This window comes from Rhizobium leguminosarum bv. trifolii WSM2297 (genome assembly GCF_000271845.1).
On record NZ_JH719392.1, the window covers coordinates 457148 to 480537 of the forward strand.

Annotated in this window: 24 protein-coding genes and 2 pseudogenes; 15 read left to right on the forward strand and 11 right to left on the reverse strand. The window is 62.6% G+C overall.

Going from position 1 to position 23390, the window contains the following annotated elements; genetic code table 11:
* The first annotated feature begins 1 nt into the window (after nucleotide 1).
* From RLEG4DRAFT_RS02080 to RLEG4DRAFT_RS02090, 3 genes are read left to right on the forward strand one after another with little or no spacing between them, the layout of a single operon-like run.
* Nucleotides 2-283, forward strand: a complete 282-nt coding sequence (locus tag RLEG4DRAFT_RS02080) for a sarcosine oxidase subunit delta (protein ID WP_003575021.1) — start codon at nucleotides 2-4, stop codon at nucleotides 281-283.
* Nucleotides 280-3234, forward strand: coding sequence for a sarcosine oxidase subunit alpha family protein (locus RLEG4DRAFT_RS02085; protein ID WP_003575022.1), 2955 nt, complete (start codon nucleotides 280-282; stop codon nucleotides 3232-3234). The genes RLEG4DRAFT_RS02080 and RLEG4DRAFT_RS02085 overlap by 4 nt, the downstream gene beginning before the upstream one ends.
* Nucleotides 3227-3772, forward strand: a complete 546-nt coding sequence (locus tag RLEG4DRAFT_RS02090; protein WP_003575024.1) for a sarcosine oxidase subunit gamma family protein — start codon at nucleotides 3227-3229, stop codon at nucleotides 3770-3772. Before RLEG4DRAFT_RS02085 ends, RLEG4DRAFT_RS02090 begins: the two co-directional genes overlap by 8 nt.
* A gap of 90 nt (nucleotides 3773-3862) precedes the next feature.
* On the opposite strand, the gene RLEG4DRAFT_RS02095 is transcribed toward RLEG4DRAFT_RS02090, so the two are convergent.
* From RLEG4DRAFT_RS02095 to RLEG4DRAFT_RS47380, 4 genes are all read right to left on the reverse strand, one after another.
* Entirely contained in the window at nucleotides 3863-4450 is a 588-nt protein-coding gene (locus RLEG4DRAFT_RS02095; RefSeq protein WP_003575025.1) for a zeta toxin family protein, read from the reverse strand.
* A 3-nt stretch (nucleotides 4451-4453) separates the two neighbouring features.
* A complete protein-coding gene (locus RLEG4DRAFT_RS02100; RefSeq protein ID WP_003575027.1) occupies nucleotides 4454-4633 on the reverse strand; it encodes a hypothetical protein in 180 nt (59 codons plus the stop codon).
* Between the two features lie 305 nt (nucleotides 4634-4938).
* Nucleotides 4939-6087, reverse strand: coding sequence for a CpaF family protein (locus tag RLEG4DRAFT_RS02105; protein WP_037093080.1), 1149 nt, complete (start codon nucleotides 6085-6087; stop codon nucleotides 4939-4941).
* Entirely contained in the window at nucleotides 6087-6209 is a 123-nt protein-coding gene (locus RLEG4DRAFT_RS47380; RefSeq protein WP_280803132.1) for a hypothetical protein, read from the reverse strand. Before RLEG4DRAFT_RS47380 ends, RLEG4DRAFT_RS02105 begins: the two co-directional genes overlap by 1 nt.
* Before the next feature lie 518 nt (nucleotides 6210-6727).
* Between RLEG4DRAFT_RS47380 and RLEG4DRAFT_RS02110 the strand changes: the two genes are divergently transcribed.
* From RLEG4DRAFT_RS02110 to RLEG4DRAFT_RS02160, 11 genes are all read left to right on the forward strand, one after another.
* A complete protein-coding gene (locus tag RLEG4DRAFT_RS02110; RefSeq protein ID WP_003563674.1) occupies nucleotides 6728-6931 on the forward strand; it encodes a hypothetical protein in 204 nt (67 codons plus the stop codon).
* Nucleotides 6932-6944: 13 nt separating this feature from the next.
* Entirely contained in the window at nucleotides 6945-7508 is a 564-nt protein-coding gene (locus RLEG4DRAFT_RS02115) for an A24 family peptidase (RefSeq protein WP_037093082.1), read from the forward strand.
* A gap of 5 nt (nucleotides 7509-7513) precedes the next feature.
* On the forward strand, nucleotides 7514-8311 hold the full coding sequence (locus RLEG4DRAFT_RS02120) for a TadE/TadG family type IV pilus assembly protein (RefSeq protein ID WP_003575032.1): 798 nt from the start codon (nucleotides 7514-7516) through the stop codon (nucleotides 8309-8311).
* Nucleotides 8308-9948, forward strand: coding sequence for a Tad domain-containing protein (locus tag RLEG4DRAFT_RS02125; protein WP_003575034.1), 1641 nt, complete (start codon nucleotides 8308-8310; stop codon nucleotides 9946-9948). The genes RLEG4DRAFT_RS02120 and RLEG4DRAFT_RS02125 overlap by 4 nt, the downstream gene beginning before the upstream one ends.
* Nucleotides 9920-10600 carry a TadE/TadG family type IV pilus assembly protein gene (locus tag RLEG4DRAFT_RS02130; protein WP_003575036.1) on the forward strand — a complete coding sequence of 227 codons (681 nt, stop codon included), beginning with the start codon at nucleotides 9920-9922 and terminating at the stop codon, nucleotides 10598-10600. Before RLEG4DRAFT_RS02125 ends, RLEG4DRAFT_RS02130 begins: the two co-directional genes overlap by 29 nt.
* The gene (locus tag RLEG4DRAFT_RS02135; protein WP_003575037.1) at nucleotides 10601-11518 is read left to right on the forward strand and encodes a hypothetical protein; all 918 of its coding nucleotides are present in this window, start codon (nucleotides 10601-10603) and stop codon (nucleotides 11516-11518) included.
* The gene (cpaB, locus tag RLEG4DRAFT_RS02140; RefSeq protein WP_003575039.1) at nucleotides 11515-12453 is read left to right on the forward strand and encodes a Flp pilus assembly protein CpaB; all 939 of its coding nucleotides are present in this window, start codon (nucleotides 11515-11517) and stop codon (nucleotides 12451-12453) included. Before RLEG4DRAFT_RS02135 ends, cpaB begins: the two co-directional genes overlap by 4 nt.
* A 22-nt stretch (nucleotides 12454-12475) precedes the next feature.
* Nucleotides 12476-14374, forward strand: coding sequence for an ATPase, T2SS/T4P/T4SS family (locus tag RLEG4DRAFT_RS02145; protein WP_003575042.1), 1899 nt, complete (start codon nucleotides 12476-12478; stop codon nucleotides 14372-14374).
* 62 nt (nucleotides 14375-14436) lie between these two features.
* A complete protein-coding gene (locus tag RLEG4DRAFT_RS02150) occupies nucleotides 14437-15300 on the forward strand; it encodes a type II secretion system F family protein (protein WP_003575044.1) in 864 nt (287 codons plus the stop codon).
* Nucleotides 15297-16202, forward strand: a complete 906-nt coding sequence (locus tag RLEG4DRAFT_RS02155) for a type II secretion system F family protein (protein WP_037093084.1) — start codon at nucleotides 15297-15299, stop codon at nucleotides 16200-16202. Before RLEG4DRAFT_RS02150 ends, RLEG4DRAFT_RS02155 begins: the two co-directional genes overlap by 4 nt.
* Nucleotides 16203-16204: 2 nt before the next feature.
* Nucleotides 16205-17080, forward strand: a complete 876-nt coding sequence (locus RLEG4DRAFT_RS02160; RefSeq protein WP_003575047.1) for an FHA domain-containing protein — start codon at nucleotides 16205-16207, stop codon at nucleotides 17078-17080.
* A gap of 95 nt (nucleotides 17081-17175) precedes the next feature.
* On the opposite strand, the gene arsH is transcribed toward RLEG4DRAFT_RS02160, so the two are convergent.
* The 6 genes and pseudogenes from arsH to RLEG4DRAFT_RS02190 form a co-directional block, all read right to left on the reverse strand.
* Nucleotides 17176-17901, reverse strand: a complete 726-nt coding sequence (gene arsH / locus RLEG4DRAFT_RS02165; RefSeq protein WP_037093086.1) for an arsenical resistance protein ArsH — start codon at nucleotides 17899-17901, stop codon at nucleotides 17176-17178.
* Nucleotides 17876-18298 (reverse strand): arsenate reductase (glutaredoxin), encoded by a 423-nt coding sequence (gene arsC / locus RLEG4DRAFT_RS02170; protein ID WP_003575050.1) that lies wholly within the window; start codon nucleotides 18296-18298, stop codon nucleotides 17876-17878. Before arsC ends, arsH begins: the two co-directional genes overlap by 26 nt.
* A gap of 4 nt (nucleotides 18299-18302) precedes the next feature.
* Nucleotides 18303-19342, reverse strand: a pseudogene (gene arsB / locus RLEG4DRAFT_RS02175) (ACR3 family arsenite efflux transporter).
* Complete coding sequence (gene arsN2, locus RLEG4DRAFT_RS02180) at nucleotides 19318-19791, reverse strand: arsenic resistance N-acetyltransferase ArsN2 (protein WP_003575054.1); 474 nt, start codon at nucleotides 19789-19791, stop codon at nucleotides 19318-19320. Before arsN2 ends, arsB begins: the two are co-directional and overlap by 25 nt.
* Nucleotides 19788-20318, reverse strand: coding sequence for an arsenate reductase ArsC (locus RLEG4DRAFT_RS02185; protein WP_003575056.1), 531 nt, complete (start codon nucleotides 20316-20318; stop codon nucleotides 19788-19790). Before RLEG4DRAFT_RS02185 ends, arsN2 begins: the two co-directional genes overlap by 4 nt.
* The gene (locus RLEG4DRAFT_RS02190; protein WP_003575057.1) at nucleotides 20315-20671 is read right to left on the reverse strand and encodes an ArsR/SmtB family transcription factor; all 357 of its coding nucleotides are present in this window, start codon (nucleotides 20669-20671) and stop codon (nucleotides 20315-20317) included. Before RLEG4DRAFT_RS02190 ends, RLEG4DRAFT_RS02185 begins: the two co-directional genes overlap by 4 nt.
* Before the next feature lie 85 nt (nucleotides 20672-20756).
* Between RLEG4DRAFT_RS02190 and RLEG4DRAFT_RS41230 the strand changes: the two are divergent.
* Nucleotides 20757-21216, forward strand: a pseudogene (locus RLEG4DRAFT_RS41230) (DUF6428 family protein).
* Nucleotides 21217-21349: 133 nt separating this feature from the next.
* On the opposite strand, the gene RLEG4DRAFT_RS02200 reads toward RLEG4DRAFT_RS41230, so the two are convergent.
* A complete protein-coding gene (locus tag RLEG4DRAFT_RS02200) occupies nucleotides 21350-23278 on the reverse strand; it encodes an adenylate/guanylate cyclase domain-containing protein (RefSeq protein ID WP_037093089.1) in 1929 nt (642 codons plus the stop codon).
* Between the last annotated feature and the right edge of the window lie 112 nt (nucleotides 23279-23390).

Consider the following 23390-nt stretch of genomic DNA (forward strand, 5'->3'; position numbering starts at 1 on the left):
GATGGCAAGCCTGATTTCCTGTCCCCATTGCGGCTCGCGGCCGAAGGAAGAATTCTCGATCCGCGGTGATGCCGGTCTTGCCAGGCCCGCGCCGGATGCCGGGCAGAATGCCTGGTACGACTATGTCTATCTGCGCGACAATCCGCGCGGCAGCCACAGCGAATACTGGCACCATTCCTCCGGATGCCGCCGCTGGCTGATCGTCGAACGCGATACCGTCACCCATGTGGTCCATGGCGTCCGGGATGCCGCCCTTTCGAAGCTCGGCGGAGAACCGGCATGACGAGCTTTCGCCTTTCCTCCGGCGGCCGCATCGACCGCGCCAAGACCCTCGGCTTCAGCTTCGACGGCAGGCCGCTGGAAGGCCATCCGGGCGATACGCTCGCTTCGGCGCTGCTTGCCAACGGCGTCCAGCTCGTCGGCCGCAGCTTCAAATATCACCGTCCGCGCGGCATTCTAACGGCGGGTGCCGCCGAACCCAATGCACTGGTGACGACCGGCAGCGGCGGGCGCACCGAACCGAACACCCGCGCGACGATGATCGAGCTTTACGAGGGGCTGGCGGCCAAGAGCCAGAACCGCTGGCCGTCGCTCGGCTTCGATGTCGGCGCGGTCAACGGGCTGCTTTCGCCTTTCCTCAGCGCCGGCTTCTACTACAAGACCTTCATGTGGCCGGCGGCGCTGTGGGAAAAGCTCTATGAACCGGTGATCCGCAAGGCGGCAGGTCTCGGCAGGGCCTCTTACGAGGCTGATCCCGATCATTACGAGAAATGTTGGGCGCATTGCGATCTGCTGGTGATCGGGGCCGGCCCTGCCGGTCTGGCCGCAGCACTGACCGCCGGCCGCGCCGGCGCCCGCGTCATCCTCGCCGATGAAGGCCCCGAACTCGGCGGCAGCCTGCTTTCCTGCGGCGCCATCGACGGCAAGCCCGCGAACACCCTTCTCGGCGAACTGCTGGCCGAGCTGGAGGGATTGGCGAATGTGCGCCGCCTGCCGCGCATGACCGTGTTCGGCTGGTACGACGACAATGTCTTCGGCGCCGTCGAACGTGTGCAGAAACATGTGGCGACGCCCGATCCGGAACGCCCGGTCGAACGGTTGTGGCGCATCGTCGCCCGGCAGGCGATCCTGGCGACCGGCGCCGAAGAGCGGCCGCTCGTCTTCGGCGGCAACGATATCCCCGGTGTGATGATGGCGGGCGCCATGCGTAGCTATCTCAATCGGCAGGCAGTGGCACCTGGCCAAAGCACGGTGATCTTCACCACCAATGATACCGGTTATCGCACCGCCGCCGATCTCGAAGCTGGCGGCCTCGCGGTTACGGCGATCGTCGATAGCCGCAAGGATGCGAGTGAGAATTGGCAAGGCCGCGCCGAAGTGCTGAAGGGCGCCCGAGTCATCGACGCGTTCGGTGGCAAGCATCTGCGCGGCGTCAGCGTCGAAACCACCGGCGGTTTCCGTCGGATCGAAGCCGATGCGCTTGCCATGTCCGGCGGCTGGAGCCCGATCATTCATCTTGCTTGCCATCGCGGCGCGAAGCCGCAATGGTCGGACGAAGCCTCGGCGTTTCTGGCGCCGGCTGCCCAGCAAGGCCTTTCCGTCGCCGGCTCGGCTGCCGGCCTTGGCGAAACCACAGCCTGCCTTGGCGATGGCGCCGCAAAGGCGGCCGCGGCCTTGCAGGCGATCGGGTTCGCAGCGGCGGAACCAGCCTTTGCATCGGCCACCGAGACGGCTCAGCGCACAAAGCCGCTCTGGTCGGTCAAGGGCTCGAAGGTCAAGGCTTTCGTCGACTATCAGAACGATGTGCATCTGAAGGACCTCGGCCTCGCCGTCCGCGAAGGCTACGGCCATGTCGAGCTCGCCAAGCGTTATACCACGAGCGGCATGGCGACCGACCAGGGCAAGCTTTCCAACGTCAATGCCATCGGCATTCTGGCCGAAGCGCGCGGCGTTTCGCCCGCCGAGGTGGGAACGACGACCTTCCGGCCCTTCTATACGCCGGTTTCCTTCGGCGCCTTGACCGGGGGATCGCGCGGCAAACATTTCCAGCCGGGGCGCAAATCGCCGCTGCACGGCTGGGCGGAGAAGAACGGCGCGGTCTTCGTCGAAACCGGCCTCTGGTACCGTTCCTCCTGGTTCCCGCGCACAGGCGAGACGACATGGCGCCAAAGCGTCGACCGCGAAGTGCTGAACATCCGTAGAAATGCCGGCCTTTGCGACGTTTCGACCCTCGGCAAGATCGAAATCTTCGGCAAGGATGCCGCGACCTTCCTCGACCGGATCTATTGCAATGGGTTTGCCAAGCTTGCCGTCGGCAAGGCGCGTTACGGCATCATGCTGCGCGAGGACGGCTTCATCTATGATGACGGCACCACCAGCCGCTTCAGCGACGATCATTTCTTCATGACGACGACGACGGCGCTTGCCGCGGGCGTGCTCACCCATCTCGAATTCTGCGCCCAGACGCTCTGGCCGGAGCTTGACGTCTGCTTCGCCTCCTCGACCGATCAGTGGGCGCAGATGGCCGTGGCCGGGCCGAAGTCGCGCGCCATTCTCTCCGAGATCGTCGACGAGGATCTTTCCGATGCCGCCTTCCCCTTCATGAGCGCCCGCAAGGTGTCGCTATTCGCAGGCCGCCTCGAAGGCCGGCTCTTCCGGATCTCCTTCTCCGGCGAACTCGCCTACGAACTTGCCGTGCCGGCCGGCTACGGCGAAGGCGTTGCCGACGCCATTATGGCAGCGGGCGAGAAACACGGCATCTGCGCTTATGGCGCCGAAGCGCTCGGCGTCATGCGCATCGAGAAGGGCCATGTTACCCATGCCGAGATCAACGGCACGGTTACGCCAGGCGACCTCGGCTTCGGCCGCATGGTTTCATCAACCAAGCCGGATTTCATCGGCAAGGCGATGCTCGCCCGCGAAGGCCTGCAGGACCCTGAGCGCGCCCGCCTCGTCGGCGTCAAGCCACTCAATCCGGCAAGCGGTTTCCGCACCGGCTCGCATATCCTTGCCGACGGCGATGCGGCAACGCTCAAAAACGACCAGGGCTACGTCACCTCAAGCGCCTTTTCGCCGACGCTCGGCCATACGATCGGCCTGGCGCTGGTCCGGCGCGGTCCGGAACGCATCGGTGAAAAGGTGACGGTCTGGAACGGCCTGCGCAATGAATTCACCGAGGCGCTGCTCTGCCATCCCGTCTTTATCGATCCTGAAAACGAGAAGCTCCATGCCTGATCTTCCCCAGCATAGACCAGTTCTCGCCGGCGCGGCCCATCCCGGCACGGCAGGACCCTGCGTCCGGCTTCAAGCCCTGCCCGAAGGCCATCTGCTGCACGTGCTCGGCACGATCGAGTCGACCGCACTTGCCGGCGAATTGGCAAAAGCCGGCCTCGCAAAAACTTCGATCCGCAAGGCAGGTTTCCGCCAATGGTTCGTCGCCGGCGACGAACCGCTTGCCCCCGCAACGCTTGCCGCTCTGACCGCAGCGCTCGCCGGAAAAGCCTTCGTTATGGACCAGAGCCACGGCCGCGTCCGCATCGGCATCTCAGGCCGTTCCTCGCGGCTTCTGCTTTCAAAGGGCACCGCCGTCGATCTCGATCCTGCCGTCTTTCCGGAAGGCAGTTCCGCGATGACGATGGTCGGCCACATCTCCGTGCAGATCGCCCGCACCGGCAATGACGACTTCGAGCTCACCGTCCTGAGAAGCTTCGCCGAAAGCCTGTGGGACGAACTCAGCCATATGGCGGCGAGCGCCGAAAAGGATAGCGCGTGAGGGCCGTGCCGGCACAGATCGACGATTGACCGAAATCAGCTGGAACGTTCAACGACAAAAAGGGCTGTCTACCGGAGGTAACCCTTTGCTTTACCTGCGCAGGGTCAAAGACTTCTGCACCTTGTTGCTCAGCAATTCGTGGAAAGGATTGCCGCGTATTTGGCTCGTGTTGAGAACGTAGCCGCCCCGGATCTGGAAAACTATGCGTGGACGGATCTGAGAATTGTCGACGATGACCGCTTCATCGGCCAGCGCTAAGGCCTGCGCCAGATGTTCGAGCGATCCTTTGTATCGACGCCGGATAGCATCCTCGGGGATGTCGTGACCACCAAGGGCGACCCGGAACTTCACCCGCTCGATATTCCGTTCGACGCTATCCAGGGCGACGTAATACAGATCGACATTGAAGCCCGCCTCCTTGGCCTCCCTCATCAGCCTGAGAGACTGCTGGCTGCTCAGCGTCGTCTCGAAGACGAAGGATTCCTGCCGCGCGATCTTCTCTGCGATCAACTCCAGGGCGAGTTCGGCTGCCTGTCGTTCAATGCTCTTCGAGCCGCCAGTCGGTAGCTTCTTCGCGATCTCGTCTGCATTGATGAACTCGCCTTCGAGATTCAGTTTCCCGAAGGCCGACGTCTTACCAGAGCCGTTCGGGCCAGCCAGAATAGTGCATGTCGGCATGGATTATCGCGTCATCACTTTGCGGACGACGACTTTCGGCTCTTCAGCCTTGGAGGGAGCTTCTTCGTGATCGGTGCTGTCTGCGCAGCTCGGCTCAAGGCCGATCTTCCGGCCAGCTTCACGAGCCTCGACACCGATCTTCATCAGGTCCTCGTAATTCTCTTGAAGCTTCTGCAGCAGCATCTCGATCTCCTGTTACGCCGATCCTACCCTCATTACCGGAAAACGGCAAATCCGGCCGTCAGTTCGGAACGGCCCCCATTTCGTTGGCCCGAAGCCCTTGCATCATTCACGGCCGACAGCAACACTGAATATCAACGGGGCGCGGGAGATGGCCTGTGTCTTCGGACGAAGCCCACTGCCGTGGATCTCGATCGCCAAACCGCGAATGGCAAGGCTGGGGAATTGGTTGTGATCGTGCGGTTATAGACGCTCAGTTCGACCTCCGGGCCTTTAGGTAGTTCCCAATGGGCGTCGGCCAATAGGTTTCAAGCCGTTTCCGGCAAGGCGGGACTGGCCTTCACCCATTCTGGCTGTTCCCCGCCTGACATCTCTTCCAGCGCATCGGAAGCGAAGCTCGGCACGACGCCGGTCCAGAGCAGTGCGCCATCGGAATTGGAATGGCCGTCGCCCTCAAGCTTGTAGATGCTCTCGACGATATACTGGCCGTCATTGTTCAGGCCCTTGATCTCGGAAATCTCGATCACCCGGCGTCGTCCGGTGCGTTTGAAACGGGCGATCTGCACGACGACGTCAACCGCCGAGGCGATCTGGGCGCGCAGCGGCCGAAGCGGCATGTCGATATCCGACATCAGCGCCAGCGTTTCCAGCCGGTGCAGGGCGTCGTAGGGCGTATTGGCATGCACCGTCGAAAGGCTGCCGCTATGGCCTGAGGTCATCGCCTGGATCATGTCGAGCGCCTCGCCGCCGCGGCACTCGCCGACGATGATGCGGTCGGGCCGCATGCGCAGCGACGAGCGGAATAGGTCGCGGATACTGGCGCCGCCGCGGCCGAAGCGGTCGGGCTTGGTCACTTCGAGATAGACCACGTGCTCCTTGCGGATCTGCAGTTCGGAGGTGTCTTCGATGACGATGATCCGTTCGTGGTCGGCAAAGGCTTCCGACAGGGCGTTCAGCATCGTCGTCTTGCCGGTGCCGGTGCCGCCAGAGATGATGACGTTCTTCTGCAGCCCGACCGCCGCCTGCAGCAGCGACAGCGACTCCTCCGTCAGGCTGCCCTGGGTGACGAGATCGCGGATGCTGCGATGTTCTTTTAAGAAACGGCGAATGGAGATGCAAAGCCCGGTGCGGGCAGCCGGCGGCTGGATCATCTGCACGCGCGAACCATCGGGCAGCCGGGCCTCCACGCTCGGTTCCTCCGGCGTCAGCCGTTTGCCTGAGAATTGCGCGATGCTGCGCGCGGCCGATTCCAGGTCCTCGCGGCTGGCAAAACGCGTATCGGCGCGTTCGAGCTTGCCTCGCCTTTCGACGAAGATGTCGGACGTACCGTTGATCAGGATTTCCGAAACGCTCGGATCCTCGAGAAGGAAGCGGATCGGGCCCAAGAGCTTGTCCAGCGCCCGGGTCAGGACCTGGAAGGTCGCCTGTTCGGCGGCGTCGTCTGAAACGGCCTTCATCAGAGCGGCATCCCGACGAGAACCGTGCTCATGCCGAACAATGTCGCCATCATCTCGACCGCGGTCGGAAAGAACATCATCAGTGGAATGAGGACCAATCCAAGTATCAAAATGCTGCTCATCGTTTCCATCGTTCTCGCTCCGGATCGACAGGGGCCCCAAGCCCAAAATCTCGGACAAGCTTAATCCAGATCGCCAAGCAACGCCATGGGCGCGTCCCCGTGCGGCCGGCCGATATGGCCGCGCCATCCCGTCTATTCTATCGCCTTGAAAGAACTGACCAATTATGGGGCAGCGGACGATAGTTCTCAAGATCGCAGAACAATTCATTCGCAAGGGTAAATCTATAGGCAGTTCAGACGGTTAGTTGGAAATTACCGGCGTCAACGCGGTTTCTTCAAACGAGGCCTCCAAGACGATTGGAACCCTTCGTTTCGTTTGCTTGACGGAGGGCTGGCCTTGGGCGCACTCTTGGGTCTTAATGGTGTTGCTCAACAAGCGTTGGCCGCCGGGGAAGAAAAGCTGAAGCAGAACATATCATTGGAACGAGCAACGCGCTGGTTCGGATCGATACCGTATGCTTGCTTAACTTCTCTAAGGTCTTCGATCCGAAACAAACTCAGGAACGAGGAATACGCAGATGTTTGGAAAACTCAAGACTCTCGCAATTGCACTTCACCAGGACGAGCGCGGCGACATGGCCCAGATCGTCCTCGCCGTCGCCCTGATCGTCATTCCGCTGATGCTGCTTCTGCTCGCATTCGGCAAACAGATCGGTGAATGGTTCAACGAAAAGAACACGGCGCTCTCGGATGCCGAGAGAATTCCCGAGCCGGGTCAATAAGTGGGCCGGGATCATGGATACGACCTATGATCTGACCATGATGCCTGCGGCGGCGGCTCTTGCCGTCGCCTGCGCCATGACCGCGGCGGTGCTCGATCACCGCCAGGGTCACATCCCGAATGCCGTGACCTATCCCTGTTTGCTTGCCGGCTTCATGCTGGCGGCAGTCGGCGGGGGGCTCGCAGGGATCGGCCTTGCCTTTGCCGGCCTGGTAGCGGCCGGCATGATCTTCATCATCGCCTTCGCAGCCGGAAGCTGCGGCGGCGGCGATGTCAAGCTGATGGCGGCGCTCGGCACCATTCTCGGCCTCTGGCCCGCCATCGACGTGACTCTTGCCGCGCTGATGGTCGGCGGCGTGATTGCTCTAGTCTCGATGGCGCGGCGGGTTCAGTGGAGCGTGCTGGCCAGGAATGTCGGGCTGTTTGCCCTGCTTCTGCCTGCCGGTTTCCGCGATGCCGCATCGGTGCTGAAGCCGCGCGAGACACATCATACCGTCCGCTTCGGCGTTGCTGCCGCTCTCGGACTTATCTGGTGCCTTTTCATGCCTGATTTCACCCCTCTTTCACTCGTGAGGTAACGGCAATGCGCGCAGAACTCGAACGCCCCATCTTCGACGGTGCCTTCTGGAGTTCAATCCTGCACTCACGGACCTTCTGGATCCCTGAGGATCACGGCGCGCTCTTCGGCACCTTCGCGATCGCCATGATTTTACTTGCCGCGATGCTGCTGCTGCCGCGGCTTTCTGCCCGCCGGCGCCGGATATCGGAGCTTCACGGCGACACATCCGGCAGCACGACGATGATGGATTTCGTGCTTGTCACGCCGGTCTTCGTGTTCTTCATGTTCGTGGTCTTCCAGTTCGCGATCCTCGCCAAAAACCACCTCTTCACCCATTATGCCGCCTATGCGGCGGCGCGCAGCGCCCGCGTCTATTTCTGCCCGGCCTTTCCGATCACCATTCGGAGCCTGATCGACGCCAAGACCTGCGATGACGATGCCGCCCCCGGGAAGGCCGATCTTGCCGCCCGCCTGGCGCTGATCCCGGCTGCTCCCTACGACCAGCTGAAATGCGTCGGCGCCTGCCAGCCGCCCGAAGAGGCGCTGAAAAGCCTTGCCGATGCCTCGGGGCTTTCGAAGAACTGGCGGGCGATGCGCAACCAGGCCCGCTACATGTTCGACCCGCAGAACGTCACCGTGACTGTCGACCGCGCGCCGATGGCGCTCTATGCCGCCATCAACCGCTCGCCGCATGTGCCGGTGACCGCCAAGGTCGAAGCGCGCTTCCTGCTGCTCGAATATGCCGGCTGGGTCTTTGCCCGCGGCCAGAGGAAAGACGGCCGCTACTACACGATCTCGAAGGCGGAGGTGAACCTGCTATGACACCGACCCTCATCAAGCGCCTGCACCGCGACGAACGCGGTTTCCTGTCGCCGATCATCCTCTACATGACGATCGCGCTCGCCCTGATGATCGTCTGGATCCTGAACACGGGGCAGATGATCTACGACAAGCAGCGCACGCAGGATACCGCCGACGCTGCCGCTCTCGTCCATGCCGACTGGGAGGCGCGTTACCTCAACATCATGGCGATGAACAACGTCGCCTCCTCGCAGGCAACCGTCGTCATGGCGACCTCGGTCGCCTTCCAGCTGACCACGGCGGAACTGGCTCTGCGCTCGACCGCCATTCTGGCGAAACTCGCCGAATACTCTTTCACGGAAGGTTTTGGACCGGCCTCGCTCCTGCCACCGCTTCCGCCGATGCCCTATTGCCCGGGCTGGCAGAAAGTCCCGATCGTCGGCGGCATCATTTACGGTGCTTGCCTGGCGTTCCAGGGGTTCCGGGCGACGGAAGCCACCATTGCGATTGCATATACGGTCAAGGCACAGATCGATTATGATCCCTGGGGCCTGATCGAGAAGTCCAGCGACATCATCGACGGCATGAACGACCTCAACGACTACCTCGTCGAGAGCTTTCCGCAGAGGGTCGGAAACGAAGCGCTGCATCTTGTGCGCATGAACAAGTCGGATCATGTCGTCTTCCATCCCCCGTGCGAGTCCTGCAACGACGCCGGAGAAGGTGCCGGCGGCAACCTGCCGGTCGATCGCGACGGCGTCAATCCCGCTGCAGCCTATGCTGAAATGTGCCTTGCGATGAGCAGGGGTACGGAGGGGCAGGACCCATTCCTGATGCGTGGCGAGTTTGCCAATCGCGGCTTCCCCAACGGCAAGGGTCCGTTGACCGCAGGCGGCGTCGACGGCAGCCATATCCGCGACTGGGTCAACCACAAGAGCGGCATCGACAATGCGCTGGTGAACTTCTACATTTTTTATGAAGCCTTCGGCCCGAAATATCTGAGCAAGATCCCGTTCAAGGCGATCATCGAGCAATATGCCGATCTCAGCTGGTGGGAAGAACTTACCCTCGACGCCAGCTTTTTTGTCGCGGAGGAATTCTTCGGCCTCGAGTTCGGCGTCGTCAACCCCTTCCAGCTGCCGATCGACGTGCCACCGCGTTATTCCGACAAGCAGACAAAAGACGAGAACGATTTCACCCGCAAGTTCGACATGATCTGGAACCAGGTCTGCGGCCCCGCTGGTGGCGCGATTTCCGTGGCGGGGGCTCCCCTGCCCGTCATCTCCCTCCCGAAGCCCTACTGGCTGAAAGGACGAATCCCCTTCAACTTCACGCCGTTTGGCGGCGAGCAGCTCGACGACTACCAGACGCTGGCGATCGTTTCCCGCGCCCCGCGGGCCAGGCTGCAGATCCGCATCTTCAAGGACAAGACGCCATCCGCCTATGGTCTGGCGCAGAGCTGGGTCCACAATTACACGGCCTTCGACCTCTACACCCAGGACTGGCTTGCATCGCTTGCGCCCGCCACCCTTGCCGACGATACCGGCGAGGTTTCGAACACCATCAAGCAGAGCCCGGCCGCCGACAGTTTCACCGGCCTGACCCGCGTCTTCGACCAGGGAGGAGCCAATGCCTGGGCTGCCGTCAATACACACTGAACAGAGAGGCGGCGCGCCGGCCGGCGGCCTCATGATGCGGTTGCACCGCGACAGCCGCGGCCTGGCCTCGATCGAATTCGTGCTCGCAGCACCGGTCATCCTGCTGATCGTGATCTTCATGATCCACGCCAATAGGATTTCCACCAAGAAGGTCGGGACCATGCTCGCCATGCGTAACGCCGCCTTCGCCGAGGCGAACGGGCTGTACTGCACGTCGGATTTCTCCAACGTCTTTCCGCTCCCGGCCTTGCCGGCCCTGCCGGGAGGGGACGCCATCAACTGCTCGCGCACGCCATCGCATGAAGGCGGCGGCGACCCGCAGCGCACCTTTGTCTGGGACGACGTGCAGAACACGCTGAAGAGCGACGGTCGCGACTTCGGCGATATGGTCGGCGACCTCGCCAATGAAAAGCCGCAGCTGGTCACCGCGACGGCTGACCGCGTCTACAAGTTCAGGGATTCCGACGACCTCGATACGATCCGAAGCATCCGCTGGAAGGATGCGTTCACGGTGGACGACGCAACGCTGTTTGCCTCGCACAACAACGACACCACGAGCCGCGGCTACGACCCGACGCTCCGCCGCGAAATCCGTGATGTCGCCGACGATTCCGGCGACCTTTTCGACGGCGTCTTTCCGGGAGCGAAATAGATGAGACAGGGCGCGCGCATCTCCGTTCATCTGCTGGGCACCGCGTTCGTTGTCGGGCTTGCCGCCATGGGCGCGGCGACACCGGGCCGCGCCGAGGTCTACAAGGATTTCCGGGCGACGCTGAATTCGATGCTGGCCGGCATCGTCGGCGCGCCGGAACGTTCGCCGCGCGATCTGGTCATCAACGGTGAGCCGCTGGAGTTCACACCTTACCAGAGCGATCGCGGCATTTCCGAGATCACCGACGAATGGCTGCGGGTGCTGGCCGCCAATACCCGGCCGGCCTTGCCGAAGAGCAATGACAGCCAAGAGCTGACCGCCGTCATCGCCGCCAACATGCTGATCGTCCCGAAGGTCAGCCGCATCCGCGACGATCTTGCCGTCGTCGTTCGCTTCTTCGACGGCGACGGCGAGGCCGCGCTCGATTATCTCAGACGGCAGGACCCGGCACATCCTTCGGCAAAAGCGCCGATCCCTGGCGTCTCGATCATGATCCGCCGGCCGGCCGATGCGCCGGTGACCGAGGTGCTGATGAGCCGCTTCGAGGACGTCGCCTCGACGCTGCCTGCCTTTGCGGCCCCAGCCGATGCCAGCAAGCTGCCGCCGTCGCTACGCCCGCCGGCAGGCGTCGAGGTGCTGAGCGATATCGGCGACCGCGACCAGGGCCATACGTCGCGCACGGTCGTGTCGAAAGGCCCGCTGTCGGCGGCGCGCTGGTCGGATGCGCGCGCCGATCTGCTTGTCCGTGACGGCTTCACCATTGAGGCGCCGCCGGCGCAGCGCGGCGGGGTCACCGCCCTTTATGGCCGGCGCGGCAGCGTCGAGGCCAATGTTCTCTATACCCGCAGCAGAGCCGACGGCCGGACCGTCGAGGTCATTCAAATCAGGCAACCCTTCGTCGAAGGAATAACACCATGAACTGGAAGCTCATTGCAGCCGTCATCGTCGGGCTCATCACGGGCGTTCTGCTCTACTTCTGGACCGAGAGCGTCAAGAACGAGCAGGTGGCCTATGCCTTCATGCGGCTCCAGCCCGACCGGAAGGTGACCAGAGGTCAGGCGATCACGCCTGATATGCTGGCCGAACCGGTCATGCTGCCGGAAAGCTTCGGGGCGCTCGCCAAGCTCGCGGTGCCTGCGGCGAGCGCTTACCAGGAATGGCTGAAGGACAGGACGGCCGCGGCCGACATTCCGGCCGGCTCGGTGCTGCTCTTCCAGTATTTCGATGACAATGACGGCGGACGCCTGACAACGATGATTGCGCCCGGAAAACGCGCGCTCACCCTTCCCGTCAATGCGGCCGCAGCCGTCGGCCACTTCGTCGAGCCGGGCAGCTATGTCGATATTCTCGGCACCGTCGATGAGCCGGTCGAGCCGGTCGCCCCCGCCGCCGCAGCCCAGCCGGGAGCGCCCGGCCAGGCGCCTGCCGTCCCCGGGCAAGCGCCGGTTGCAGCCGGGCAGCCGCAGGCGCCGGCCCAGCCGGCTTCGCCGGTCGAGCAGATGCTGAAGAACTATCTCACCCAATATCCGGGCGCCGACGAGAACGATGTCAATGCCTACCGCAAACAGGCGCAGGACTATAAACTCGGCATCAGCTCGCGCACCCGCGTCGTCACCCGCACCTTCCTGCAGAATGTCAAAGTGCTGGCCGTCGGCGCGGCGACGACGGCGGAAGGTGCGGTCACCAAGGCCAATAGCACCTACAACAACGTCACCGTCGAAGTGACGCCGGCGGAAGCGGAAATGCTGATTTTTGCCATGGGCCAGTCGAACGGCAGCCTGAACCTCGTGCTGCGCAATCCGGCCGACAATACTGTCGAGGAACTGCCGAGCATCAACTGGACGCGTATGTGACAAGTCGCGGGAGAGTAAAGCCATGCTGTTGAAGATTTCCTATGAGGACGGCAGCGGTCGGGAGGTGATCCCGCTTTCGGCGAACGAGACCTATTTCGTCGGCGAGAGCAGCACGCTGACGCTGCCGGCCGGTGCGGGCGTCGTGCGGCTGCGCGGCAGCCATGTCTCCTCGCCGCAATTCGTGCTCCGCAAATCCGGTCAGGGCTGGTCGGTGCAGCATCATGGCCGCAACCCGACGCGCGTTGACGACCAGCCGCTCAGGGCAGGCACGCCGGTTGCGGTTTCGGCCGGCATGTCGATCTGGGTGCCGAACGTCACCATCGAATTGGTCGAGCCGACTGCTGCCGCCGAGGCGGTGACGCAGTTTCCGGACCAGGAGCGGGTGCTGGCGTTGCAGATGGAGATACATGAGCGACTGCTAAAGGACACGCAATATGACCGGCTGGTGAAGTCCTCCGATTTCGGTCGCGAGGATACGCGAAACCGCATTCGCGAGCGTCTCGACATGTTCATCAAGGAGGCGCTGGACGCTGCACCCCAGGATCTCGTCATCCTCGTCATCAAGAACGCCGTCTATCGCTGGCTGGCAAAACGCATCGCCCGGACCGGGCGGCGCGACGCGTCGTCGAATGCCGCAAGCCTGTTGCGCGAGGAGCAGGACAATCGCCGCCTGTTCGATGTCGGCAAGGCGCTGATTTCGGCGCTGCAGCTGAAGCTGAATTTCGAATCCACCCGCGCCGACTTCGCCCAGCTCGACACACGTTTCAGCGCCGCCTTCCAGTCCCGCCAGGCCCTCTTCAATGCCGGCGACCGCTACGAGATCGCCCATATGCACCTGCGCTCCAATATCGAGGAGCTGATGTACCGCTGGGGTACGATCTCGGAGCTGATGGATCTCGATGTCATCTCGGAAATCATGGTGACGCGCTACGACGAGATCTACGTCGAAAAATTCGGCCTGCTGGAACGTTATCCCTTTGCCTTTGCCAATGAGCGGCAGCTGATGAAGGTGATCGAGCGCATCGCCGTCGATTCCAACCGCTCGATCAACGAGAGCGAGGCGATGGCCGACTTCCGCATGCCGGATGGTTCGCGCGTCAATGCGGTCATTCCGCCGCTGGCGGTCAAGGGGGCCTGCCTCACCATCCGCAAGTTCGGCGGCAAGTCGCGTCTCGACATCAGCAAGCTGGTCACGGCCGGCGCGCTCAGCGAACCGATGCGCGCCTTCCTCGAGGCGGCCGTCCGCTCCCGCAAGAACATCGTCGTCTCGGGCGGCACCGGCTCCGGCAAGACGACGCTCTTGAACAGCCTGTCGCAATTCATCCCGATCGGCGAGCGTGTCGTTGCCGTCGAGGACACCTCCGAACTGCAGCTCGACGGCATCCATGTCGTCTACCTGCAATCGCGGCCGAAGACGGCCGAATCCGAAACCAGTGTCACCATCCGCGATCTCGTGCGCAATGCGCTGCGCATGCGCCCCGACCGCATCATCGTCGGCGAGTGCCGCGGGGCCGAGGCGATCGACATGCTGCAGGCGATGAATACCGGCCATGCCGGTTCGATGACGACGGCGCATGCCAATACGCCGCAGGACATGATGACCCGCCTGGAGGTGATGGTGCTGCAGGGCCAGAGCTCGCTGCCTGTGATGGCGATCCGCCAGCAGATCGTTGCCGCCGTCGAACTCGTCGTGCAGCTGAACCGCCTGGAAAGCGGGCGGCGTGCGGTGACCGAGATTTCAGAGGTGATCGGCATCGATCCGGATACCGGTCTCGTCATCGTCGAGCCGATCTTCCATCTCGTCGGCCGCGCCGGCGGCCAGGCGGTGCATGCCTTCACCGGCTACCTGCCGAGTTTCGTCGCCGAGCTCGTCGAGTTCGGGGAAGACGGTGAAATCGAAAAACTGGATATGTTCGTCTAGAGCGGTTCAGCGTTTCACGGAAGCGCAGAACCGCTCTAAGCTTTTGTTTTTAGGGGGAAACCATGGATATCAGCATTCTGCAGATTTTTACGGTCGCCCTCGGCGCGGTGACGGCGGGGCTGCTCGTCTGGGGCGCGCCGGTGCGCTGGCCGGCGCCGCTCTTGCGCGCGACCGAACGCGATATCGCGCTCGCCAGCGAGGCCGCGCAGGTCTTTGGGCGCGATGCCGTGCCGCCCTATACGATGATCCTTGCCTACGGCATTACGGCGATCGTCGTTTTCGCAGTGGTCTCGCTGATCCTCGGACCGATTTTCGGCATCGTCGTCGCCATTCCGGTCGCCTTCTTCCTGCCCAAGGCGATGATCCGCTATTTCCTGCAGCGGCGCTGGCTGCAGATCGAATCGCAGCTTCCCTATGCCGTCGACCAGATCGTCTCGGCGGTGCGCACCGGCAAGCCGCTCGCCATCGCCGTCAATGCGGTGGCCGATACCGGCCAGATGCCGGCCTCGCGGGAGTTCGAGCGCATCGCCCGCGAACAGAAACTCGGCATCGGCCTGGTCGAGGCGCTCGACCGCCACGGCCGCACCGTGCCGAGCCTGCACTTCAAGATGGTCGATGCGGCGCTTGGGCTCTTTGCCCGCCAGGGCGGCGACATTTCCGAGCCGCTGACCGAAATGTCGAAATCCTTCAAGGAAATCTGGAAGCTCGATCAGAAGATCAGCACCTCGTCGTCGCAGGCGCGCATGAATTTCCGCGTCGTCAACGGCGGCGCGCTGTTCATGATCCTGATGATCTTTTTCGGCCAGCCGGAGCTGATCGACAAGGTGTTCGGCAACGCCATCGGCATCGTCATCGCGATCGTCGGCGCCATTCTTTATGCCACCGGCTTCTTCTGGATGCGCTCGATGATGAAGGTGTCGGTATGATGTCCCAGATCCCGCTCGCCCCGATCGCCGTCGTCTTTGCCGGCATCACCGCGGCCCTCTTCGTCTGGTGGATCGGCGATCTGCTCGGCAGCATCCAGGTGGTGCGCCGGTCCCGCAGCGGCGATGGCCCGCCACCCAATATCGTCGACAGCATCGGCATGCGCACGCCGGTTGAATTCGTGCTGACCCATTTCGAGCCGCTGCTTGCCGATTATGGCGCGCAACTCGAACAGAAGCTGATCTATGGCGGCCGGCCGTTCGGCGGGGTGACGGGGCGGGAATATATCGCGCTTCTCGTCGTCATGAGCCTGTTCGGCTTCATCCTGCTCGGCGTGCTGTTCGGCATTGCCAGCGGCAGCATCATCGGCGGGCTGGTGGCCGGGCTGATCCTCGGGCTGATCCCCGCCATCTATTTCTGGGTGGTCGCCGACGACAAGATGCAGGACCGCAAGGAACGCATCTCGCGCGAATTTCCCTATTTCCTCGATCTCGTCGTCATGACGCAGCAGGCGCAGGCAACGCTGCCGGAAAGCCTCAGGCTCTATGCCGAGGCGGCACCGGGCACTGTGATGAGCGAAGAGATCGATCAGACGCTGAAGGACGTGGCGCTCGGCACCGGCATGGTCGAGGCGCTGCAGCGCCTGGAGCGGCGGATGACTGCCGAGGAGGTCATCCGCGTCATCCGTGCGGTGATTCAGGGCGAGGTCGAGGGCAGCAACCGCGTCGAGCTGTTGCGCGAACACGCGCGCGACCTGCGCTTCCGCCGCTGGGAGAAAGCCGACCGGGCGAGCGAAAAGCTGAAAGCCAAGATCGTCATGCCGGCGATGATGATCGTCGTGTCGATCCTTCTTCTGGTGCTGGCGCCGGCAATTGTCGAGATGATGTCGAGTGGGATGTTCTGATCATGGCCTTTTCCTTCTTTCGCGGAAACAAACCAAGCCTTTTACAGACCGGCCCCGGCGGCCAGAGCCGCAGCCATGTGCTCGACCGGCCGGAGATGTCGATCGGTCGGGCGTCGAATGCCGATATCGTCGTCGACGATCCGTTTCTGGCGCCGATCCATGCGCGCATCGAAAAACAGAGCGACGGCGGCTTCATCATTCGACGCATGGGGCTGAACCCGATCATGCTGCGCGGCGAAGCGCTGCTGCAGACGGCCTCGCTGAAAGCCGGCGACAACTTCCGTCTCGGCAAGGACGTCGAATTCCAGTTCGTCGTCAAAGCCGCCGCCAAGGAGGCGCCGAAGAAGGAGGCGGCCAAGACCGGTGACGATAAGCCGAAGAAACCGCTGCTCAAGCAGCCGGCCTTCCTCGCCGGCATGGGGCTCGTCTATCTCGCCATCGTCGGCATTATCGGCTACGTGATCCTCTCCGATAGCGGCCCTGCCGACGGCGGCCCGACGGCCGAACGCATCAATGCGGAAGCCGCCCGCATCCCGACATGCATCAAGAACGCCAGGCGCATGCGCCAGGTTTCCGAAGCAAGCTTCAACGGCGCCGTCGGCGGCCGCGTCGGCCGCGATGGCGATGCCACCTATGCCGCGCTTTCGCTGGCGGCCGAACCCGCCGATGACGCCGCACTGGCAAAGGCCGCCGAGCCGATCGTCGAGGCTTATAAACGCACGGCGCTTGCCGCCCTTGCCTCGGAAAACCGCGGCAACAAAACGCTGGCGCAGACGCTTTACCAGCAGACCTACGATCTCGTTCCCGACATCAACTGCTCTGCGGCCCGTTTTGCGCTGCAGCGCCGGGCTGCCACGAAGCCGCCGGCGCGGCGGTGATTGCCGGTTCTGTAGCGCTACTCACGAACATCCAAACCACGGCGCAAGAAGCGTGCCGACCTGGGGGCCGTGCTCGACCCCCGGAACCCGCCCGCTCATATGGATTTCAGTCTCGTGCGCTGCTCCAGCTTTTCCGCTTCTTCTTTACGCTCGCTATAGCGATCCGTGAGATAGGCAGAGGCGTCGCGGGTCAGCAGGGTGAATTTTACCAGCTCCTCGCAGACGTCCACGACGCGATCGTAATAGGGCGAGGGCTTCATGTGGCCGTCCGCATCGAACTCCTGAAAGGCTTTCGCCACTGAGGACTGGTTGGGGATGGTGATCATGCGCATCCAACGGCCGAGGACACGAAGCTGGTTGATCGCATTGAACGACTGCGAGCCGCCCGACACCTGCATCACCGCCAGCGTCTTGCCCTGAGTCGGTCGCACCGATCCGACCGAAAGCGGGATCCAGTCGATCTGCGCCTTCATGATGCCCGTCATGGCACCGTGTCGCTCCGGGCTGACCCAGACCTGGCCTTCCGACCAGGCAGAGAGATCACGCAGTTCCTGCACCTTGGGATGGTTGGCCGGTTCCGCGTCTGGAAGCGGCAGGCCAGTGGGATCGAAAATCTTCACTTCGCACTCGAAATGCTCCAGCAGCCGGGCGGCTTCATGAGCCAGTAGGCGGCTATAGGATACAGCCCGCAGCGAGCCGTAGAGGATCAGTATGCGTGGCTTGTGAGCAGAAAACGCCGGACGCAATGCGTCCAGGTCCGGCTGGCGCAGATGATCTAGGGATGCGGCAGGCAAGTCAGACAACACGCTTGCCCTCCGCATCGAGGACTTGTTCGCCATCCTCCTTGGTGAACGCCCCCTTGTGGGTGTCCGGCAGAATGTCGAGCACCCGTTCGGAAGGACGCGACAGCCGCGTGCCGATCGGCGTGATTACGAACGGCCGGTTGATCAGGATCGGGTGTTCAAGCATGGCGTCAAGCAGCTGATCGTCGGTCAGCTTCGGATCGTCGAGGCCAAGTTCCGCATAAGGCGTGCCCTTTTCGCGGATCGCCTCGCGGACGGTGAGGCCGGCCTCCGCGATCATTCTGACGAGCTGGTCGCGGCTGGGCGGTGTCTTCACATACTCGATGACCGTGGGCTGAATGCCGGCATTGCGGATCATTTCAAGCGTGTTGCGCGAAGTGCCACAGTCGGGATTGTGATAAATGGTGACGTCCATGATGTTAGACCCTCTTAATGGTGGCGGCGCTGGTCTGGACGGCGGCGCCGCGCTCATACCAGCCCTTGCTGCGGTTGACGATCCAGACGACCGACAGCATCACCGGCACCTCGATGAGGACGCCGACAACCGTGGCAAGCGCCGCCCCGGAGTTGAAACCGAACAGGCTAATGGCCGCAGCCACCGCCAGTTCGAAAAAGTTGGAAGCGCCGATCAGCGCCGAGGGTCCGGCAACACAGTGCTCCTCCCCGCTCATGCGGTTGAGCAGGTAGGCGAGGCCTGAATTGAAGTAGACCTGGATCAGGATCGGCACGGCCAGCAGCGCGATGAGCGCCGGCTGGACGATGATCTGTTCGCCCTGGAAGCCGAACAGCAGGACCAGGGTGGCGAGAAGCGCCAGCAGGGACACTGGCTGCAGCCTGGCGCCGAGGCGGTTGACGTCAGTCATGCGGCGCAGGATCTGCGCGACGATCACGGGGAGGACGATGTAAAGCACCACCGACAGGATCAGCGTGTTCCACGGCACCGTTATGGCCGAAAGGCCGAGCAACAGACCAACGATCGGTGCGAAGGCGACGACCATGATGGTGTCGTTCAGCGCCACCTGGGAAAGCGTGAAGTGTGGCTCGCCTCTGGTCAGGTTCGACCACACGAAGACCATCGCCGTGCACGGCGCAGCGGCAAGATGATCAGGCCGGCAATGTAGCTATCGATCTGATCGGCCGGCAGGTAGGGTCGAAACAAATAGCCGACGAACAGCCAGCCGAACAGCGCCATCGAGAACGGCTTGACGGCCCAGTTGACGAAGAGCGTGACACCGATGCCGCGCCAATGGCGCCCAACCTGGCTCAGTGAAGCAAAGTCGATTTTCAGAAGCATCGGAATGATCATCAACCAGATGAGCGCTGCGACCGGCAGATTGACCTTGACGACTTCGGCTGCGCCGATCGCCTGGAAGACGCCTGGCATCACATGGCCGAGGGCGACGCCGACAACGATGCAGAGGAAGACCCAGACGGTCAGGTAACGTTCAAAAGTGGACATGATTTTTCCCCCTGGGCTGTCTTGGTCAACAGCGCCGCCGAGGCCGGGCACAGGCCTGTAGCCTGCCGAGTTTGCAGGATTGCGGCAGGAGCCGTCGCACGATCCACCCTGGCGAAGCCGAGGCGCTCAAAAAACGGGATTGCCGAGTCCGTCAGCAAATAGATTGTATCGGCACCACCGCGCGTAGCCTGGACAAGCAACTGCCGGGTGATGGCTTCGCCATAACCGTGCCCGCGCTGCTGCGGCAGGACCACCAACGAACGCAGGAGCGCGCAGTCCCCGTAGTGTTCGAGGCCCCCATAGCCGATAGTCGCGCTCCGATCCGTAAACTGGAAGAAGCTGCGGCCGTCCTCGTCGAGATCATCGGTTGGAAGTTGGGCAGCCTGCAAAGCCGTTCGCAGGTCCTCATCTGCGCTGCTGACCGGCTGCTGGTCCAGTTCCCCGCTCATGCGACGTTGCCCCGGCTATTGGTCGTACCCTCCATCGTGCCGATGGCGCGCAGCTGTGTTTCAAGCGCCAGCTTGTCAATCGATGCCAGCGGGAGGCTCACGAATGCGATGATCCGGTTCTTGAGGAAACGCGCGGCTTGTGAGAAAGCCTGGCCTTTCTCGATCAGCGTACCTTCGACGGCCGCCGGATCCTCGACACCCCAGTGCGCCGTCATCGGGTGGCCGATCCACACAGGGCAGGCTTCGCCCGCGGCGCTGTCGCAGACCGTGAAGATGAAATCCAGCTGCGGCGCGCCGGCTTCGGCAAACTCGCCCCAGCTCTTCGAGTTGAACCCGGTGCTGTCGTAGCCAAGAGCAAGCAGCGTTTCCAGCGCTAGCGGGTGGACTTCACCCTTGGGCCGGCTTCCCGCCGAATAGGCCTTGAAGCGACCCTTGCCTTCGCGGTTGAGGATGGATTCGGCCAGGATCGAGCGGGCGGAATTGCCCGTGCAGAGGAAAAGGACGTTGTAGACGCGATCGGCGGTCATTGCAGCTTTTCCTTCGGGGCTGGGGCGCAGCAAGCGGCGACTTCGGCGGCTGGCGCGCAGATCTGAGGATGGCCGCCGCAGCAGTCTTCCATCAAGTAGCGGATGAGCGCGCCGATGCCTTCGTAGTTAGCGGTGTAAATGATCGAGCGGGATTCCCGCTGTTGGTTGATCAGTCCGGCTCTCTCCAGTTCCTTCAGATGGAACGAGACGTTGGAGGCCGAAACCTCTGCCTTCTCGGCGATGACACCGGCAGCCATCCCGTTCGGGCCGGCGACGACCAGCATGCGCACGATGTGCAGGCGGGTTTCCTGTGAAAGTGCTGCAAAGGACGTGAGGGCTTGACGTTCTTCCATATTTCTACAATCCTTGAAGTATTGAAATAGGAGTAGCCGAAATGCATGCGATCGACAAGGCCCTTCTCGAAAGCGACATCAGCCAATCGATGGGCTCCGGCATCTACCGCTGATCTTCTCCTACGACGGCCGGCAGGTAGAACCCGGCTATCATGTAACCGAGGTGAAGGCGGGACAGTTCGCGGCCCTTGACTGCGGCGCCAATCCGGAAGCCTGGTTCGAAATCTTCGTTCAGCTGTGGGACATTGTGGAAGCCGACAGCAGGCATAGGCTGGGCGGCAAGTTCGCGGCAACCATTCGCAAGGGGTCGGAGCATCTGCGCCTTGATGGTTCTGCCAAGCTGACCTTCGAGGTGAGCGACGGGATCCGGCCGATGCACCTTTTATTGTGCCTCAATGCCGACCGTGCAGGACGGTGCTCTGCATGTCGAGCTGCCGCCGCGTCCGGCAAGCTGCAAGCCCCGCGATCGATGGCTGAAAGCAGAAAACCGCAAACCATCGGTCTGCTGCGGTCCATCAACGGCAAAAAGCGGCTGTTGCGGCTGAAACCGCCGTTCTGGGAAATGCGGCGATCAAGCCGCCAAGTTCACGGGGGAAAAGCGGTCGCCACGGAATCGGTGGTAACGGACGCGCGCCGAAGCCGAGGCGATCAGCGGCGCGCACGTTGTACAGGGCTGTTCTATGGCTGCACGAGCGGCTTCGCCTGCCCCGCCTCGCATTGCGGCAGTCGTACAGGTTTGGCGAGGGTCGCCAGCGCCTCGGGCCTGGCGCATGCCGGGAAGCCGGCGAGCGGCATCGTCTCCATGAACCGGTTACGCTCCACTGTGCTCAGGCCCGGTTCATTAATCATGCTCTCGACAGTCACCTCGGGGTGCTGCTTGAGAGTTTCCATGGCTGAAGCCTTCGCCTCATCGGTTCGACCGAGTGCCGCAAGCGAGCTGCTGCGCACCACCCATGTCCACCTTTGATAGTTGTCGGCCGTCATGCGCTCCAGCATCGTCACCGCATCCTCATACCGTCCTGCCATAAAATAGGCCGGTGCGAAGAAGTTGGATGCCCACATCGGATAGTTGGGGTCGAGCCGCATGACCGTGTCGACCATTTGAGCACCGCGTTCCGGGTCGTTGAAGCGTGCGGCATAGCCGCTGTAAAAAGTCAGGATTTCGGACGAACCCGGAGCCAGACGAAGCGCCGTGTCGAATTCGGACTTGGCGCGGCCCATGTCGCCCTTGTTTGCCAGACTCATAGCAAATACGGCATGGGCTTCGGCGTCGCTCGGATCAAGCCGCACCGCGCGTACGGCGACATCGGCGGCCACCTTGCGGTTGCTCTCGGGGTCGACGCCAAACACACCCATCAGATCATGCGCGTGGTAAAGTTCGACCCAGGCCCGTGCCAGCCCCGGGTCCAGCTCGACGGCGCGGTTGAGAAAGGTGATGGCCTCCTCGTCATCGGCTTTGGTGAGCTTTTCGATCTTCTCGGAGCCGAGAAGATAGTAATCGTAGGCATTCAGGTTCTCAGGCCGTTTGCGTTTGGCTGCCGCCCGCCCGGCCTCTTGGATCAGTCCCACGCCGCCGCCGAGGCGGTTGGCGACCTGTTCTGCGATTTCGGTCTGAACGGCAAACACGTCCTCAGCGGGCCGGTCCCAATTCTCCGACCAAAGATGGTGACCGGTTTTTGCATCGATCAACTGTGCTGTGATCCGCACCCGGCCACTCTGCCGCTGGATCGAGCCTTCCAGGACAAAGCCGACATGAAGCGCAGTTGCGACCTGGCGGGCATCCACCGGCTTGCCTTTGTAAACTTCCGTCGAATTCCGCGCCACCACATCGAATTCGGGAAACCGCGCGAGGTCAGTGATGACGTCCTCAGTCAGGCCATCGGCCAGACGTCCGCTCGCTTCGTCGCCGCCATAATTGTTAAAGGGCAGTACCGCGACCGACGGCTTGCCGCTCAATGGCTCGGGCTGCAGGAACCACCAGACCCCGCCGCCAGCCAGAGCCAACGCGACGATCGCCGCGGCAGCCGTTTTGCCCCAGCGCGGTATCATTCTAAGAAGCGGCCGACGCGCCCGTTCGCCGTCGAGCCTCAACCGATACATCCGCACCGGGCGACTGATGTTCTTGACTTGCTGCTCGCCGGCGAAATCGAGCGGCCAGTCGAGTTTGCCCTGGAGATGATCATATGCCGTGCCCGACACCACCACGCCGCCCGGCTCGGCCAAATGCTCCAGCCGCGCGGCAACATTCACCCCATCTCCGTAGATATCACCATCCACCAAGGCCACATCGCCGAGATTGATCCCGACGCGGAATATGATGCGCTCTGGCTCCGGCAGGTCGGCATTGCGCGCTGCCACGGCATTTTGAAACTCCGCGGCACAGGCAACCGCATCAACCACGCTGTCGAAGGCGACAAGTGTGCCGTCGCCCATCAGCTTGATGACGGTGCCGTGGCGCTCGGAGATAGCGGGATTGATCAGCTCGGCGCGGATGGCTTTCAGCCGCTTGATAGTGCCAGCCTCGTCGGCCTCCATCGCCTTGGAGTAGCCGACCATATCCGCCGCGAGGATCGCCAGCAGCTTTCGGTCGAGCGCGGGGGTGCCCATCATCGTTGCCTTGCATGACCATGCAATCGTGTCGGCAGTCTACACCCATCGAAGCCCCGCAACCAGCATACCGGCAAAACGGCAGTCTGCTTAGGTTGCTTCTGCGTCCCAA